15 protein-coding genes are annotated in these 14,381 nt (G+C 72.6%); 8 read left to right on the top strand and 7 right to left on the bottom strand.

Annotation, left to right across the window (positions count from 1 at the left end; all coding sequences use genetic code 11):
• Positions 1–383 precede the first annotated feature (383 nt).
• Positions 384–1,031 (top strand): TetR family transcriptional regulator, encoded by a 648-nt coding sequence (locus tag ACGFSC_RS02860; protein WP_224284690.1) that lies wholly within the window; start codon positions 384–386, stop codon positions 1,029–1,031.
• 261 nt (positions 1,032–1,292) lie between these two features.
• On the opposite strand, the gene ACGFSC_RS02855 is transcribed toward ACGFSC_RS02860, so the two are convergent.
• The 6 genes from ACGFSC_RS02855 to ACGFSC_RS02830 form a co-directional block, all read right to left on the bottom strand.
• The gene (locus ACGFSC_RS02855) at positions 1,293–2,240 is read right to left on the bottom strand and encodes a beta-ketoacyl-ACP synthase III (RefSeq protein WP_359902878.1); all 948 of its coding nucleotides are present in this window, start codon (positions 2,238–2,240) and stop codon (positions 1,293–1,295) included.
• A gap of 122 nt (positions 2,241–2,362) precedes the next feature.
• On the bottom strand, positions 2,363–3,664 hold the full coding sequence (locus tag ACGFSC_RS02850; RefSeq protein ID WP_359902875.1) for a L,D-transpeptidase family protein: 1,302 nt from the start codon (positions 3,662–3,664) through the stop codon (positions 2,363–2,365).
• 127 nt (positions 3,665–3,791) lie between these two features.
• A complete protein-coding gene (gene mqnE, locus ACGFSC_RS02845; RefSeq protein WP_359902873.1) occupies positions 3,792–4,955 on the bottom strand; it encodes an aminofutalosine synthase MqnE in 1,164 nt (387 codons plus the stop codon).
• 52 nt (positions 4,956–5,007) lie between these two features.
• Positions 5,008–5,970: a threonine/serine dehydratase gene (locus ACGFSC_RS02840; protein WP_359902870.1), complete on the bottom strand. Its 963-nt coding sequence runs from the start codon at positions 5,968–5,970 to the stop codon at positions 5,008–5,010.
• Between the two features lie 3 nt (positions 5,971–5,973).
• Entirely contained in the window at positions 5,974–6,432 is a 459-nt protein-coding gene (locus ACGFSC_RS02835; RefSeq protein WP_030055719.1) for an Lrp/AsnC family transcriptional regulator, read from the bottom strand.
• A 119-nt stretch (positions 6,433–6,551) separates the two neighbouring features.
• On the bottom strand, positions 6,552–7,226 hold the full coding sequence (locus tag ACGFSC_RS02830; protein ID WP_359902867.1) for a UbiX family flavin prenyltransferase: 675 nt from the start codon (positions 7,224–7,226) through the stop codon (positions 6,552–6,554).
• A gap of 91 nt (positions 7,227–7,317) precedes the next feature.
• Here ACGFSC_RS02830 and ACGFSC_RS02825 point away from each other — a divergent pair, with 91 nt between their 5' ends.
• The 5 genes from ACGFSC_RS02825 to ACGFSC_RS02805 all read left to right on the top strand — a co-directional run bounded on the left by ACGFSC_RS02825 (position 7,318) and on the right by ACGFSC_RS02805 (position 11,217).
• Positions 7,318–8,061, top strand: a complete 744-nt coding sequence (locus ACGFSC_RS02825; RefSeq protein ID WP_359902864.1) for a cyclase family protein — start codon at positions 7,318–7,320, stop codon at positions 8,059–8,061.
• Between the two features lie 67 nt (positions 8,062–8,128).
• Positions 8,129–8,845 carry an MOSC domain-containing protein gene (locus ACGFSC_RS02820; RefSeq protein WP_359902861.1) on the top strand — a complete coding sequence of 239 codons (717 nt, stop codon included), beginning with the start codon at positions 8,129–8,131 and terminating at the stop codon, positions 8,843–8,845.
• 154 nt (positions 8,846–8,999) lie between these two features.
• Positions 9,000–9,347, top strand: coding sequence for a GntR family transcriptional regulator (locus ACGFSC_RS02815; protein ID WP_380351318.1), 348 nt, complete (start codon positions 9,000–9,002; stop codon positions 9,345–9,347).
• Positions 9,344–10,228 carry an ABC transporter ATP-binding protein gene (locus tag ACGFSC_RS02810; protein WP_359902855.1) on the top strand — a complete coding sequence of 295 codons (885 nt, stop codon included), beginning with the start codon at positions 9,344–9,346 and terminating at the stop codon, positions 10,226–10,228. Before ACGFSC_RS02815 ends, ACGFSC_RS02810 begins: the two co-directional genes overlap by 4 nt.
• Entirely contained in the window at positions 10,225–11,217 is a 993-nt protein-coding gene (locus tag ACGFSC_RS02805; RefSeq protein ID WP_359902852.1) for an ABC transporter permease subunit, read from the top strand. The genes ACGFSC_RS02810 and ACGFSC_RS02805 overlap by 4 nt, the downstream gene beginning before the upstream one ends.
• 58 nt (positions 11,218–11,275) lie before the next feature.
• Here the strand turns inward: ACGFSC_RS02805 and ACGFSC_RS02800 are convergent, their stop codons facing one another.
• A complete protein-coding gene (locus tag ACGFSC_RS02800) occupies positions 11,276–12,082 on the bottom strand; it encodes a TetR/AcrR family transcriptional regulator (protein ID WP_359902849.1) in 807 nt (268 codons plus the stop codon).
• Between the two features lie 101 nt (positions 12,083–12,183).
• Here ACGFSC_RS02800 and ACGFSC_RS02795 point away from each other — a divergent pair, with 101 nt between their 5' ends.
• Together ACGFSC_RS02795 and ACGFSC_RS02790 are read left to right on the top strand one after the other, a co-directional pair.
• Entirely contained in the window at positions 12,184–13,410 is a 1,227-nt protein-coding gene (locus ACGFSC_RS02795; protein WP_359902847.1) for an FAD-dependent oxidoreductase, read from the top strand.
• Between the two features lie 130 nt (positions 13,411–13,540).
• The gene (locus ACGFSC_RS02790; protein ID WP_359902844.1) at positions 13,541–14,296 is read left to right on the top strand and encodes an alpha/beta hydrolase; all 756 of its coding nucleotides are present in this window, start codon (positions 13,541–13,543) and stop codon (positions 14,294–14,296) included.
• The last annotated feature ends 85 nt before the right edge of the window (positions 14,297–14,381 follow it).

Below are 14,381 nucleotides of genomic sequence, written 5' to 3'. Positions count from 1 at the left end.
CCTACGCATATCCAACCTCCCCCACCCCCCGGAACCCGTCGTCCGGGCCCGGACGACGCCCCGGACAGCCCTCTGACCAGCGAGGACGGAACGGCCGGATCCTGACGCCCGCTCCGGGGGCGGCTTGCGCCCGGAGCCCCGGACCGTCCACTTCCGGACGGGACCGCACCCTTCGGCCGTCGTCACGCTCTGTCACCCAACCACCCCTCAGCGGACTCGCCGTCACGCTGTGAGGTCAAAAGCACACGGGGGGGCTTCAACAGGGGCTTCGAAGCCCGGTGAATATCCGTCCGAAGTGGTTCATGCCGCTATACCAACCCCCGTGCGGAGTAATAGTCGCATCACCGAATCGCGCCAAGATCGTGCCACGGTAAGCTGACGGCATGACAGGACAAGTTCGCACCGTCGACGGTCGCGTCGCCGGGCGACGCGGACAGGAGACGCGGCAGAAGCTGCTCGATTGCCTCCGCGAGATGCTCAGCACGTCGCCCTATCGGGACGTCAAGGTCATCGACGTCGCCCGTATGGCGGGTACCTCCCCCGCGACCTTCTACCAGTACTTCCCGGATGTCGAGGGCGCTGTCCTCGAAATCGCCGAGGAAATGGCCAAGGACGCCGACCAGCTCAAAGAGCTGGTGGCCGGAAAGTCCTGGGCAGGGAAGTCCGGACCGACCACTTCGGAAGAACTGGTCGACGGATTCCTCGCCTTCTGGCGCAAGAACGACGCCATTCTCCGAGTGGTCACGCTCGGTGCCGCCGAAGGGGACAAGCGGTTCTTCAAGATCCGCATGACGGTCCTCAACGCGGTCGCCAAGCCACTCGCGGAGGCCGTCAAGGAACTCCAGGCGAAGGGTCAGGCCGACAAGTCGCTCGATCCGAACGCCGTGGCCGGGGCCCTGGTCTCGCTGCTCGCCTCGGCGGCCGAGCACCAGAAGGCCTTCACCTCCTGGGGCGTCAAGGTCAAGGACCTCAAGCCCAACCTCGCTCCCCTGGTGTACCTGGGCGTCACCGGCAAGAAGGCGCCCAAGTAGGACCGTTCTCCGACCCATCATCCGCTCCGCGCGCAGCCCCGGCCTCCTGTCCGGGGAACGACGGACGGCGGCCGTGTCCTCGGGGGAGGTCCGCCGACGTACCGCACGCGCGCCAGACATGCCGGTGGGCGGGCACCCGGGACAAGGGTGCCCGCCCACCGGCATGTCCGGGGTTCGGAGGGGTGCGGCCCCGGGACGGCGCCGTGCTGCCGTTCCGGGGCCCTTGCGGAGCCGTTCAGGGGGCCGTGCGGCGCCGTGGGGTCAGGGGCAGCGCACGACCTGGCCGGCGTAGGCCAGGCCCCCGCCGAAGCCGAAGAGCAGGACCGGGTCGCCGGGCGAGAGCTCGCCGCGCTCGACCAGCTTGGAGAAGGCCAGCGGGATGGAGGCGGCCGAGGTGTTGCCCGAGTGGACCACGTCCCGGGCCACCACCGCGTCCTCGCCGAGCCCCAGCTTGCGGGCGATCGTGTCGATGATCCGCAGGTTGGCCTGGTGCGGGACGAAGCCCTTCAGCTCGGACGGGTCGATCCCGGCCCGCTCGCAGGCCTGGCGGGCCAGCGGGGCGAGCTGGGTGGTGGCCCAGCGGAAGACCGCCTGGCCCTGCTGGCTGATCACCGGGTCCCAGCCGGTGATCACCACGGCGTCGCCCCGCTCCGGCTCGGAGCCCCAGACCACCGGCCCGATGCCGGGCTCGCCGCCCTCCTCCTGGGCCTCGATCACCGCGGCGCCGGCGCCGTCGCCGAAGATCACGCAGGTGGAGCGGTCGGTCCAGTCGAGCGTGTCGGACATCCGCTCGGCGCCGATCACCAGGGCGCGGCGGGCCGAGCCGGCCCGGATCGCGTGGTCGGCGGTGGCCAGGGCGTACGAGAAGCCGGAGCAGACCGTGTTGATGTCGTACGCGGCGGGCGAGCGCACGCCCAGCCGGGCGGCCACCGCGGCGGCGGTGTTGGGGCTGCGCTCGATCGCGGTGCAGGTGGCGACCACGACGAGGTCGATCTCCTCGGCGGTCCGGCCGCTGTTGGCGAGGGCCTTCTGCGCCGCCTCGGTGGCGAGGTCGACCAGGCTCTCCTCCTCGGCGACGTGCCGGGTGCGGATGCCCACACGGGTGCGGATCCACTCGTCGTCGGTGTCGACGAGCCCCGCCAGGTCGGCGTTGGAGAGGACCTTGGGGGGCTGGTAGTGCCCGAGTGCCACAATGCGAGAACCGCTCATACTGCCATGGAACCGGGTTACCCGCTGGTCAGCATGGTATGACCGGCGACAGGATCCGCCCCCTCGATCTGTAGGAGGTGGACAAGGGGCCTTGGGGGGCCCGGGTTCCGCGTACGCCGAGGTCAGGCGGCCAGCGCGGCGGTGTCGCCCATCACGATGACCGGGTGGGCCGCCGGGTCCAGGGTGCGGATCAGCTGGGCCATCTTGTCCTCGGGGATCGACACGCAGCCGTGGGTCGGGCCGTCGTGGTCCACGTGGAGCCAGATGCCGCCGCCCTTCTTGGAGCCCATCGGGCGGCGCGTGTCGAGCGGGGAGTTGCCGGCGACCCGGTTGTAGTTGATCGCGACCACGTAGTCGAAGGAGCCGGCCAGCTGGTCCCCGAAGAAGCCCGTGCCGGAGACCACGAAGCTCGGGTCCTTGTCGTACGGGAGCTTGCTGCCCGGGTCCGCCTTGCGGCCGCCCGCGTCGGTGAGGTTGAACACGCCGATCGGGCTGCGCAGGTCGCCCTCGTTGTGGTCGGTGGTCCAGCCGTTCTTGCCGTTGTGGCCCTGCCAGGTCTCGCCGGCCAGCCAGCGGCCCTCGGAGGTGCGGGTCCAGAGGGTGACGGCGTTCTTGTCGGTGTTCCTGTCCTGGCCGGAGGCGACCACGACCTGGGTGGTCTCGGCGGGTATCTGCGCGGTGAACTTCGCGCCGAGGCCGGGTATCGCGGCGACCGAGCCGTCCGTACGGGTCTGGCTGCGGTCGGCGGCCGGGGCCGCGGCCTGCCGGTCGGAGGCGGCCTGGGCGGCCGCGGGGGCCGGCCCGGGCTGGTCGGGCTTGCTGACGCCATCCGGGCCGGGGCCGTCGGCGGCGGTGATGCCGGGCTTGGCGCCGTCCTGGCCGACGGCGTACCAGCCGGCGGTGGCGGCGACCAGCAGCGCGGTGCCGGCCATCACGGCCTTGCCGTGACGTTTCTGCTTGGCCTTGCGCCGCCGTCCCCGCGCGGCCGTCCGGCCACCCGCCACGGGCGCGGCGGCGAGCACCACGGGCGCGGCCTCGTAGCGGGCCTCGGACGCGGCTTCGTGGACGGGCTCGTAACGGGCGTCGGGCACGGGCTCGTAGCGGGCCTCGGGCACGGGCTCGTAGCGGGCCTCGGGCACGGCTTCGTGAACGGGCTCGGCCCGGTAGACGGACTCGGCCTCGTAGCCCGGCTCGGCCGGGTACTGGACGGGTTCGGCCCCGTACGGCTGGAACGGCTGCCGGTACGCCTCGTAGTACCCGTCAGGGGCCTGCTCGTACGGCTGGTACTCGCCGTAGTAGGCGTCCTGCTGAACCGGCTGCCGGTACGGCTGGAAGCTCTCGTACTGCTGCTGCGGCATCAGGTCGACCGGCTCCTGCGTCGGCTGGTGCGGCGGGTACGCGGTGGCGCGATCAGAACCGGACATGCCGTCGATCCTGCCAAACGCCGTACCCGTTGGTAAACCCGGGCCCCGTGCGGAGGCCGTGAAGACAACCGCCGCCCGGGCCGACGGACGGCCGGGGCGGCGGAGGACTTCACGGACCGGAACGGGGTCAGAGGCGCATCGCCTGCGGGGACTCACGGCGCATCGGGTCCGGGCCGTCGTACTCGCGGATGACCTCGTAGCGGGTGTTGCGCTCCACCGGGCGGAAGCCCGCGTCGCGGATCAGCCCGAGCAGGTCGTCGCGGCCGAGCTTGTTCGGGGTGCCGAAGTTGTCCGCGTCGTGGGTGATCTTGTACTCGACCACCGAACCGTCCATGTCGTCCGCGCCGTGGCTGAGCGCCAGCTGGGCGGTGGCGACGCCGTGCATCACCCAGAAGACCTTGACGTGCGGGACGTTGTCGAAGAGCAGCCGGGAGACCGCGAAGGTCTTCAGCGCCTCGGCGCCGGTGGCCATCTCGGTGCGGGCCATCAGCTTGTTGCGCACGACGCCGTCCTTGGAGTCGTGGAAGTCGTGCTGGTAGCGCAGCGGGATGAAGACCTGGAAGCCGCCGGTCTCGTCCTGGAGCTCGCGCAGCCGCAGCACGTGGTCCACCCGGTGGCGGGGCTCCTCGATGTGGCCGTACAGCATGGTGGCCGGCGTCTTGAGGCCCTTGCTGTGCGCGAGGCGGTGGATCCGCGACCAGTCCTCCCAGTGGGTGTCGTGGTCGACGATGTGCTGGCGGACCTCCCAGTCGAAGATCTCCGCGCCGCCGCCGGTCAGCGACTCCAGGCCGGCGTCGATCAGCTCGTCCATGATCTCGTCGGCGGACAGGCCGCTGATCTTCTCGAACCAGTGGATCTCGGTGGCGGTGAAGGCCTTCAGCGAGACGTTCGGCAGCGCCGCCTTCAGCTCCCGCAGCGAGCGCGGGTAGTAGCGCCACGGCAGGGTCGGGTGCAGGCCGTTCACGATGTGCAGCTCGGTGAGGGACTCGACCTCCATCGCCTTGGCGAGGCGGACGGCCTCCTCGATGCGCATCGTGTACGCGTCCTTCTCGCCCGGCTTGCGCTGGAACGAGCAGTACGCGCAGGACGCGTTGCACACGTTGGTCATGTTGAGGTGGCGGTTGACGTTGAAGTGGACGACGTCGCCGTTCTTCCGCGTCCGCACGTGGTGGGCCAGCCCGCCCAGCCAGGCCAGGTCGTCGCTCTCGTAGAGCGCGATCCCGTCCTCGCGGGTCAGCCGCTCACCCGCGTAGACCTTCGCCTCCAGCTCGCGCTTGAGCCCTGCGTCCATGCGGTGACCCGCCTCCTCCGACATTCGATTCCTTGCCGGAATGAGCGTACGCCTATGCCGAGAGCAGCTCGGCGAGCAGTGTCGGGTCGATGTTGCCGCCGCTGACCACGGCCGCCACCGCCTGGCCCCCGGTCTCGGCGGCGCGGTGGAAGTAGGCGGCCGGTGCGACCGCCCCGGAGGGCTCGGCGACCAGCCGGCCGCGGCGGGCCAGCACGGCCACGGTGGCGCGGATCTCGTCCTCGGTGACGGTGACGATGTCGTCCACGTAGGCGGTGACGTGCTCGAACGGCAGCACGCCGAGCGACGGGGTGCGCAGCCCGTCCGCGATGGTCCGGTAGGTGTCGGCGACCGGCCACTCGACCCGGCGGCCGGCCCGCAGGCTGGCCCGGGCGTCGGCGGCCAGCTCGGGCTCCACGCCGATCACCCGGATGCCGGGGCGGGTGAGCTTGAGCGCGGCCGCCGTCCCGCCGATCAGGCCGCCGCCGCTGACCGGCACCAGGACGGTGTCCAGCTCGGCCGGGGCGTCCTCGGCGATCTCCAGGCCGACCGTGCCCTGGCCCGCGATGATGAACGGGTCGTCGTACGGCGGGACCCAGACGTAGCCGTGCTTCCCGGCCAGCTCGGCGGGCAGGGTGTCCCGCTCCTCCGGCGCGACCAGGATCACCTCGGCGCCGAACGAGCGGGTGGCCTCCACCTTCACCGCGGGCGAGGTGTCCGGCATCACGATCACGGCCTTGATGCCGAGCGTCCGGGCCGCGTACGCCACCGCCTGCGCGTGGTTGCCGCTGGACTGGGCGACCACGCCCCGGGCGCGCTCGTCCTCGGTGAGCGCGGCCAGCCGGTTGTAGGCGCCGCGGGTCTTGAACGCCCCGGTCGGCTGGAGGTTCTCGGGCTTCAGCCAGAGCCGCCGTTCCCCCTCGGCCGCCCAGGGGGCGGGGACCAGTGGGGTGCGCACGGCGACCCCCGCGATCCGCTGCCGAGCCGCCCGCAGCTCCTCCAGACCGACCAGCGCCATGCGTCACTCTCCTACAGGAGGAAGTTCACTCACCCGGTTTTCCCACTTCGTGGAGAGTACGACGGTGGTGCGGGTTCGGGCCACGCCCTTCGTGCCCGAGATCCGCTTGACCACCGATTCCAGGCCGGCCACGTCGGCCACCCGGACCTTCAGCATGTACGAGTCGTCACCGGCGATGAACCAGCAGTCCTCGACCTCGTTGAGGTCCTTCAGCCGGAACGCCACGTCCTCGTGGTCCGCGGCGTCGGTGAGCTGAAGGCCGATCAGGGCCGTCACGCCGAAGCCGAGCGAGGCCGGGTTGACCGTCGCCCGGTAGCCGGTGATGACCCCGGCCTGCTCCAGGCGGTTGATCCGGTCCGTGACGCTCGGGCCGGAGAGCCCGACCAGACGGCCCAACTCGGCGTAGGACGCGCGGCCGTTCTCCCGGAGCGCCTGGATGAGCTGTCTGTCCACCGTGTCCATATACCGTCCGCGTCCTTCCGAACCTCGCCAGACCCACAGATCATTATCCGGATTCAAAGGCGCCCTGCGCCGACCGACCCGGATATCGCAGAGAAGATACTCTCCCGCCCCCGGTCTCCTTACTCCCCCTCAGCCGGAGCGCCGTCGCCGCCGGCCGTCCTGCGGGCGGCCGCGCCCAACTCCCCCTCCCAGCGCAGGTACAGGGAATGCGGCACGTCGACGGCGTCCAGCACCCGTCCGGCCACGAAATCCACGAGCTCGCGCACGGTGGAGCCGCCGGCGTAGAAACCGGGCGAAGCGGGCAGGACGACCGCCCCCTGCGCGTCGAGCTCCACCAAGTGCTTCAACGTCACCCCGTTGAGTGGTGTCTCGCGCACGCAGACGACGAGCGGGCGGCGCTCCTTGAGGGTGACGCTGGCCACGCGCTGCAGCAGGTCCTTGCTCAGGCCGAGCGCGATCCCGGCCACCGCGCCGGTGGTCGCGGGCACCACGAGCATGCCCTTGGCCGGGTAGGAGCCGCTGGACGGGCCGGCCGCGAAGTCCCCGGCGGGCCAGTAGCGGACGTCGTCCAGGCCCCGGTCGCTCCCGAGCCAGGCGGCCAGGTCGGCGCGCCAGTGGGCGTCCCGGAAGGAGATGCCGGTCTCGTCCAGGATGGTGAGCCGGGCGGCGCGGCTGACGATCAGGTCCACCGCCTCGCCGGCGGCCAGCAGCGCGCGGATCACCGAGGCCGCGTACGGCGTCCCCGACGCGCCCGAGACCCCGACCACCCACGGCTGACGCTTCGCAGTTCCCATGGGGCAATTCTGACCCGCCTCGACCTGCGCGTTCGGCCCGGGCCGGCCGGGAGGGGGTCCAGGAGCCCCGACCCCTGGAAGGATGGGCCGCATGGCAGCGACCCTCGTCGACCTCACCCATCAGGTGACCACCGCGATGCCCGTCTACCCCGGCGACCCGGCCGTCCTGCTGGAGCCCGCGCTCACCACCGCCACCGCCGGGGTGAACGTGCTGGCCCTGCACCTCGGCTCGCAGTCCGGGACGCACGTGGACGCGCCGTACCACGTGGACGTCACCTGGCCGACCCTGGACGGGCTGCCGCTGGAGCGGTTCACCGGCCCGGCCGTGGTCGCCGACCTGCGCGGGCTGGAGCCCCGGACGGCCGTCACCCCCGAGTTGCTGGCGCCCGCGCTGGAGCGGGCCGCCGAGGGGACCGTCCTGCTGCTGGCCACCGGCTGGGCCCGGCACTGGGGCACCGACGCCTACCTCGCCCACCCCAGCCTGACCCCCGCCGCCGCCGAGGCGATCGTCGCCGCCGGGGTGCGGACGGTCGGGGTGGACGCGCTCAGCGTCGACCCGACCCCCGACCCGGGCCCGGGCGATCCCACGGTGGCCGCCCTGCTCGCCGACCTCACCGACGAGCACGACCACGGCACCGCCGAGGAGCCGACGCTGGCCGCCCACCGGGTGCTGCTGGGGGCGTCCGGCGGCGGGGTGATCGCCGAGAACCTGACCGACCTGCGGCCGCTGCTGGCTGCCCAGGAGGCCGGCCTGCCGGTGGAGGTCTCGCTGTTCCCGCTGCGGCTGGTCGCGGCGGACGGCGCACCCGTGCGGGCGGTGGCCCGGCTGGGCTGAACCGGCGAGTAGACTCCCGGGACTTGGTCTAGACCATCCCCCGTCAACGCCAGTACGCTTTCCGGCCATGGCTGAGATCATCGGAGTGATCGAGCGACTCTGGCGCTACCCCGTGAAGTCCACCGGCGGCGAGCGGCTCGACTCCGTCGAGGTGGACGGACGCGGCCTGGCCGGCGACCGCCTCTACGCCGTCCGCGACGCGGCCGGGAAGCTCGGCTCGGGCAAGAACACCCGCCGCTTCCGCCGGATGGACGGCCTGCTCCGCCTCTCCGCCCGACTCGGCCACCGGATCGACGGCCCCGAACTGTTCGATCCGCTCGGCCGCCCGGTCGACCGGCCGAACGCCTTCCTGCGCGCGTACCTCCAGCGCGAGGACGTCGAACTCGCCCGCGAGGACGCCGTGTCGCACTTCGACCGGCTGCCGGTCAGCGTGCTCAGCACCGCCACCCTGGACTGGGTCCGCGAGGCCGTCCCCTTCGCCGTGATCGACGAGCGCCGGTTCCGCCCCAACATCGTGCTGCGCACCCCGCCCGGCACCCCGCCGTTCGTCGAGGACGCCTGGCTCGGCCGCCAGGCGTCCGGCGAGGCCCCCGGCAGTGCCCGGCTCTCCTTCGTCGCCTCCAGCGAGCGCTGCGCGATGACGGGTGCCCCGCAGCCCGGACTTCCGCACGCGCCCGAGATCCTCAAGGCCGTCGTGCACGCCCACGACGGGCGGCTGGACGCGCTCGCCGAGGTCGCCGCCCCGGGTCGCCTGCGGGTCGGCGACCGGCTGCTCCTGGGCTGACCGCGGCCTTTCGCGTACAACCTACTGTCCGTCAACACCTTTCTCCGATTGACGACTTGACCTTCGCTCGCCCATCCTGTCTTACTGTCATAAGACAGGAGAACAACTAGTGATCGAGTTCGTCCTCGACAGCCGCTCGCGGGTCGCCACCTACATGCAACTCGTGCTCCAGGTGAAGCAGGCCCTGCGGGTCGGACTGGCCCGGCCCGGCGACCAACTGCCGAAGGTCCGCGAGGTGGCGCGCACCCTGGCGATCAACCCCAACACCGTCCTCAAGGCCTACCGGGAACTGGAGTTGGAGGGGCTCGCCGAGGGCCGGCCCGGCGTGGGGACCTTCCTGGTCGGCACGCTGGCCGGCCCCGCGCTGGCCAACCAGGCCGAGTTGCGCGAGGACCTGGTGGCCTGGCTGCGCAAGGCCGAGACCGCCGGACTCGCCCACGAGGACATCGCCGCGCTGATCGACACCACGATGCGGGCAACACTCAACAGGGGGAAGACATGACGGAAGTCGCGCTGGAAGCACGCGAATTGGGCAAGCGGTACGGCAAGGCATGGGCACTGGAGGGCTGCTCGCTCCAGCTCCCGACCGGACGGATCGCCGCACTGGTCGGCCCGAACGGGGCGGGCAAGTCCACCCTGCTGCACCTGGCCGTCGGACTGCTCGAACCGGACGCCGGCGAGGTCCGGGTGTTCGGCCGCGACCCCCGGCAGGGCGTCGCGGCGCTGGCCGGGATCGGATTCGTCGCCCAGGACACCCCGCTCTACCCGGACTTCACCGGGGACGAGCTGATCACCATGGGCGGCAAGCTCAACCAACGCTGGGAGGCCGCCCCCGCCCGCGACCGGCTGACCCGCCTCGGCATCCCCCTCGACAAGCCGGTCGGCCGGCTGTCCGGCGGCCAACGCGCCCAGGTGGCACTGGCCCTGGCGCTCGCCAAGCAGCCCCGGCTGCTGCTGCTGGACGAGCCGGTGGCCGCCCTCGACCCCCTGGCCCGGCACGCGTTCATGCAGGAACTGATGGGCGCCGTCGCCGAGAGCGGCACCACCGTGCTGCTCTCCTCGCACCTGCTCGCCGACCTGGAACGGGTCTGCGACCACCTGGTCGTCCTGAACACCGCACAGGTCCAACTGACGGGTGCGGTGGACGACTTGCTCGCCGAGCACTGCCGGATCACCGGCCCCCGGACCGGCACGGAGTCCGTACCGGGAGTGGCTGCCGTCATCCAGGCCAGCCACACCGAGCGCCAGTCCACCCTGCTGGTGCGCACCGACGGGCCGGTGGACGAGAACGTCTGGACCGTCCACCCGGTGACCCTGGAGGACCTCGTCCTCGCCTACCTGGGCGCGGGCGACACCCGGTTCTCCCCGGAGGTGGCGGCATGACCTGGCTGATCTGGCGCCAGCACCGCAAGCAACTGTTCTGGACGCTCGCCGCGCTGGCCGCACTGGCCGCCGTGATGGTGCCCACCGGCCTCGCGATGCGCGGCGCCCTCGACCGCAGCGGCCTCGGCTCCTGCCTCGCCAAGCTCGGCCACGAGAGCCTGCTGACCGGGGCCGGCGGCTGCGAGGGCCTCAACCAGCGCTTCCAGAACCAGTACGGCGGACTCCTCTACGTCGCCGTCCTGTTCGTCCTGCTGCCGGTGCTGGTCGGACTGTTCTTCGGCGCGCCGCTGGTCGCCCGCGAGGTGGAGAACGGCACCCACCGCCTGGTGTGGACCCAGGGGATCAGCCGGCGGCACTGGGTGCTCGCCAAGTTCGGACTGGTGGGCGGCGCCGCGGTGCTGCTCGCGGTCGCGTACGCGCTGGGCGTGGCCTGGTGGTTCGGCCCCTTCGCGGCCACCGGCCAGGGCCGGCTGGGCTACCTGAGCTTCGACGTCCAGGGCGTCGCCCCGATCGCGTACACCCTGTTCGCGGTGGCGCTCGGCGTGTACACCGGCACGGCGGCCCGCAAGGTGCTGCCCGCGATGGGGATCTCGCTCGCCGCGTTCGCCGCGGTGCGCGTCCTGGTCGAGACGGCGGTCCGCCCGTACCTCCTCCCGGCGAAGACGGCCACGTACGCGGCGGAGAGCGGACTGCTCCCCAACCGCTATGCCGGGGACTGGGTCTTCGACCAGGTGGTGCGCAACGGCGCCGGCGAGACCGTGCTGCACGACGGGCAGATCGGCTGCCCGCCGGCCACGGACCCGGGGGCCGCCGACTGCGCCAGGAACATGGCCGAGCACGGCTTCGGCGCCGGGCCGTACACCAACGCGCTGGAGTACCAGCCCTCCGACCGGTTCTGGACCTTCCAGGGGATCGAGTCGGGGCTGTTCCTCGCCCTGACCGCACTGCTGGTGTTCCTCGCGGTGCGGCGGATCCGGCGGATCTCCTAAGCGGGGTGGGCCGGGTGGCCGCGGACCGGGCGCCGCGGCCTGCCGATCACGGTCCTCCTCAGGGGGCGTCGCCGTCGCTCCCGGATCCCGCCGCGGGGACGGCGACCGCCCGCAGGTAGGCGTCGACGAAGATGTCGACGATCTCGTCCATCGAGGGCAGCCCGGCCCCCAGGGCGGGCTCCAGCACCGGCCGCATCAGGACGTGGTTGAGCAGCGGGCCGAGCAGCAGCTGGATCAGCACCGGGGTGGGCAGCGGTCTCAGCCGGCCGGCCCGCACGTGCGGCCGCAGCAGCCGGTCGAGGCTGTCGAGCGTCCGCGGCAGGTTGGCGGCCACCACCCGGGCGGCGGGGCCGTCCGGCCGGCCGAGCAGGTCGGCGAAGACCGCCGGGACGATCCGCGGCTCGTGCGCGAAGGCCGCGACGAAGGTGGCGTGCAGCGCCCGGACGGTGTCCTCCAGGCGCTCCGGCGGGTCGGCGGCGAGGGCCTCCAGGCCGGGCAGCGCGGAGTGCCGCTCGAAGACCGCGGCGAGCAGGCCGTCCCGCCCCTCGAAGACGGTGTGCAGGCTGGGCAGCGAGCAGCCCGCCCGGTCCGCCACCGCGTCCAGGGTGACCCCGGCCAGGCCCCGCTCGGCCACCAGCAGCGCCGCCGCCTCGATCGCGCGTTCGCGCACCGGCGGCCGTCCGCCCGGGTCGACCCCCGCCTCCCGGACCGCCTCGTCCAGCGCGGCCCGGGAGCCGCCGAGCCGACGCAGCAGCGTGCTGCGGGAGATCCCGGCCGTCGTGGCGATCGCCGTCAGCGGGACGTCGGCGACGTCCTGGCCCCGTTCCTTCGCCGCCGCGAGGGCGGCCGTCACCAGCTCCTTCATGTGGAGCATCGTACTGCTTGACATCTGGAACGGTTCCAGAGACTCTGTAAAGGCAGGTTCCACACGGACAGTGATCGATCGAGCACTGAAAGGGGAGAGCCATGAGCGTCGTGATCTCCGGAGGCGGGCCGGCCGGAATGATGCTGGGCCTGCTGCTGGCACGCGCCGGCGTCGAGGTGACCGTGCTGGAGAAGCACTGGGACTTCCTGCGCGACTTCCGCGGCGACACCGTCCACGCCTCCACCGTGCGGCTGATGGACGAACTCGGCCTCGGCCGGAAGTTCGCCGCCCTGCCGCAGAGCCGCCTCGGCAACCTGATCGTCCGGACGCCCGACGCCGGCCCCGTCGCACTGAGCGCCTACGAGCGGCTGCGGCCCCCGTACAACTACATCGCCATGATCCCGCAGTGGGACCTGCTGAACTTCCTGGTCGAGGAGGCCGGGCGGGAACCCGCCTTCACCCTGCGGATGAACACCGAGGCGACCGGCCTGCTCCGGGACGGCGCCGGCCGGGTGACCGGCGTCCGGTACCGCACCCGGGACGGCGAGGAGGGCGAGCTCCACGCCGACCTCACCGTCGCCGCCGACGGCCGGCACTCCACCCTGCGCCGGGCGGCGGGCCTGGTGCCCGAGGAGTTCCCGGTGCCCTTCGACACCTGGTGGTTCCGGCTGCCCCGGCACACCCACGAGCAGGCCCTGCCGCCCAGCCTCGTCCCCGGCTTCGGCCACGGCGACCTGGCGTTGAGCTTCGCCCGGGCCGACTACTTCCAGATCGCCTACTTCCGCGCCAAGGGCGCCGACCCGCAGCTGCGCGCCGAGGGCATCGAACGGTTCCGCGCCCGGATCGCCGAACTGCTGCCCCAGTACGCCGACCGGGTCGACCGGCTGGCCGGCCTCGACGACGTCCACCTGCTCGACGTCAGGCTCAACCGGCTGAACCGCTGGCACCGGGACGGGCTGCTGCTGATCGGCGACGCCGCCCACGCGATGTCCCCGGCCGGCGGAGTGGGCATCAACCTCGCGATCCAGGACGCCGTCGCGGCCGCCACCCTGCTCGCCGGACCGCTGCGGCGCGGACGCCCGACCGTGGCGGCCCTGGCCCGGGTCCAGCACCGCCGGTGGCGGCCGACCGTGATCATGCAGGGGGTGCAGCAGGTCCTGCACCACGTGATGTTCGAGCCGGTCCTCACCGGCCGGCAGGCCGGCCCGCCCACCCGGCTGGTGCGGCTCGCCCGGTACGTCCCCGGCTTCCCGCTGCTGCTGTCCCGCCTGATCGCCTTCGGCCCGCTCCCCGAGCACGCCTCGGCCTTCGCCCGGCGCGACGCCTGAGTTCACTCGACCGGGTGAGACCCACGGTGCGGGGCGCCGCCCGGCACCAGGGCCTCTCGGCGAGCGGCGGCCGCCCGTCCCCCGCGCACCGTCCGTTCGGACGGGCGGTTCGCGGGGAACGACCGTTGGCATGACGATCCCTCACCGCTCGACCGGCACCGGCGACCACCACGTCCTGGTCCTGCACGACTGGTTCGGCACCAGCGAGGGCTGGGGCCCGTTCCTCGACTACCTCGACGGCGACGCCTTCAGCTACGCCTTCCTCGACTACCGCGGCTACGGGCGGCGCAAGGACGTCCCCGGCGCGTACACCCTCGCCGAGATCGCCTCCGACGCGCTCGCCCTGGCCGACCAGCTCGGCTGGGACCGCTTCTCGCTGGTGGGCCACTCGATGGGCGGCAAGGCGGCCCAGCAGGTGCTCGCCGAGGCGCCGCTGCGGGTGCGCAAGCTGGTCGGCCTGGCCCCGGTGCCGGCCGGGGCGTACCCCCTGGACGAAGCGGGCGAGGCGCTGTTCTACGGCGCCGCCGAGGACCGGGAGAAGCGCTTCGCCATCCTGGACCTGGTCACCGGACAGCGGGCCGGCCGGGTCTGGCTCGACCGCATGGTCGACCAGTCCCTGCGACTGTCCACCCCGGAGGCCTTCGGCGGCTACGTCCGCGACTGGGCGACGGCCGACCTCCAGCGCCGGATCGACGGCAACCCGGTGCCGGTCAAGGTGATCGTCGGCGAGCACGACCTCGCCCTCACCGCCGAGGTGATGCGCGGCACCTTCCTCTCCCACTACCCCAACGCCGAGCTGGAGGAGCTCGGCGGCAGCGGGCACTACCCGATGTACGAGGCCCCGGTGGCCCTGGCGGTGTCGCTGGAGGGCTTCCTGCACAACTGAGCCCGGCCCGGCGCACCGGGCCGGCGCGCACCCGGGTGGACGCGCCGGGTGGACGCGCCGGGTAGACGCTGACGCATGGACCCTA

It is taken from the genome of Kitasatospora sp. NPDC048715 (assembly GCF_043198905.1).
In the GTDB taxonomy this organism is placed as follows: Bacteria; Actinomycetota; Actinomycetes; order Streptomycetales; family Streptomycetaceae; genus Kitasatospora; species Kitasatospora lactacystinica.
The sequence above is the reverse complement of the archived record's forward strand: the minus strand, read 5'-3'. Positions and strand labels throughout refer to the sequence as shown.

Excerpts from the sequence above, each read along its gene's own strand:
- ACGFSC_RS02855 (WP_359902878.1), bottom strand. The coding sequence starts at position 2,240 with ATGAGCGGTTCTCGCATTGTGGCACTCGGGCACTACCAGCCCCCCAAG.
- ACGFSC_RS02830 (WP_359902867.1), bottom strand. The coding sequence starts at position 7,226 with ATGGGAACTGCGAAGCGTCAGCCGTGGGTGGTCGGGGTCTCGGGCGCG.
- ACGFSC_RS02805 (WP_359902852.1), top strand. The coding sequence starts at position 10,225 with ATGACCTGGCTGATCTGGCGCCAGCACCGCAAGCAACTGTTCTGGACG.
- ACGFSC_RS02860 (WP_224284690.1), top strand. The coding sequence starts at position 384 with ATGACAGGACAAGTTCGCACCGTCGACGGTCGCGTCGCCGGGCGACGC.
- ACGFSC_RS02815 (WP_380351318.1), top strand. The coding sequence starts at position 9,000 with ATGCAACTCGTGCTCCAGGTGAAGCAGGCCCTGCGGGTCGGACTGGCC.
- ACGFSC_RS02840 (WP_359902870.1), bottom strand. The coding sequence starts at position 5,970 with ATGGCGCTGGTCGGTCTGGAGGAGCTGCGGGCGGCTCGGCAGCGGATC.
- mqnE (WP_359902873.1), bottom strand. The coding sequence starts at position 4,955 with ATGGACGCAGGGCTCAAGCGCGAGCTGGAGGCGAAGGTCTACGCGGGT.
- ACGFSC_RS02850 (WP_359902875.1), bottom strand. The coding sequence starts at position 3,664 with ATGTCCGGTTCTGATCGCGCCACCGCGTACCCGCCGCACCAGCCGACG.
- ACGFSC_RS02810 (WP_359902855.1), top strand. The coding sequence starts at position 9,344 with ATGACGGAAGTCGCGCTGGAAGCACGCGAATTGGGCAAGCGGTACGGC.
- ACGFSC_RS02825 (WP_359902864.1), top strand. The coding sequence starts at position 7,318 with ATGGCAGCGACCCTCGTCGACCTCACCCATCAGGTGACCACCGCGATG.
- ACGFSC_RS02820 (WP_359902861.1), top strand. The coding sequence starts at position 8,129 with ATGGCTGAGATCATCGGAGTGATCGAGCGACTCTGGCGCTACCCCGTG.
- ACGFSC_RS02795 (WP_359902847.1), top strand. The coding sequence starts at position 12,184 with ATGAGCGTCGTGATCTCCGGAGGCGGGCCGGCCGGAATGATGCTGGGC.
- ACGFSC_RS02800 (WP_359902849.1), bottom strand. The coding sequence starts at position 12,082 with ATGAAGGAGCTGGTGACGGCCGCCCTCGCGGCGGCGAAGGAACGGGGC.
- ACGFSC_RS02835 (WP_030055719.1), bottom strand. The coding sequence starts at position 6,432 with ATGGACACGGTGGACAGACAGCTCATCCAGGCGCTCCGGGAGAACGGC.
- ACGFSC_RS02790 (WP_359902844.1), top strand. The coding sequence starts at position 13,541 with ATGACGATCCCTCACCGCTCGACCGGCACCGGCGACCACCACGTCCTG.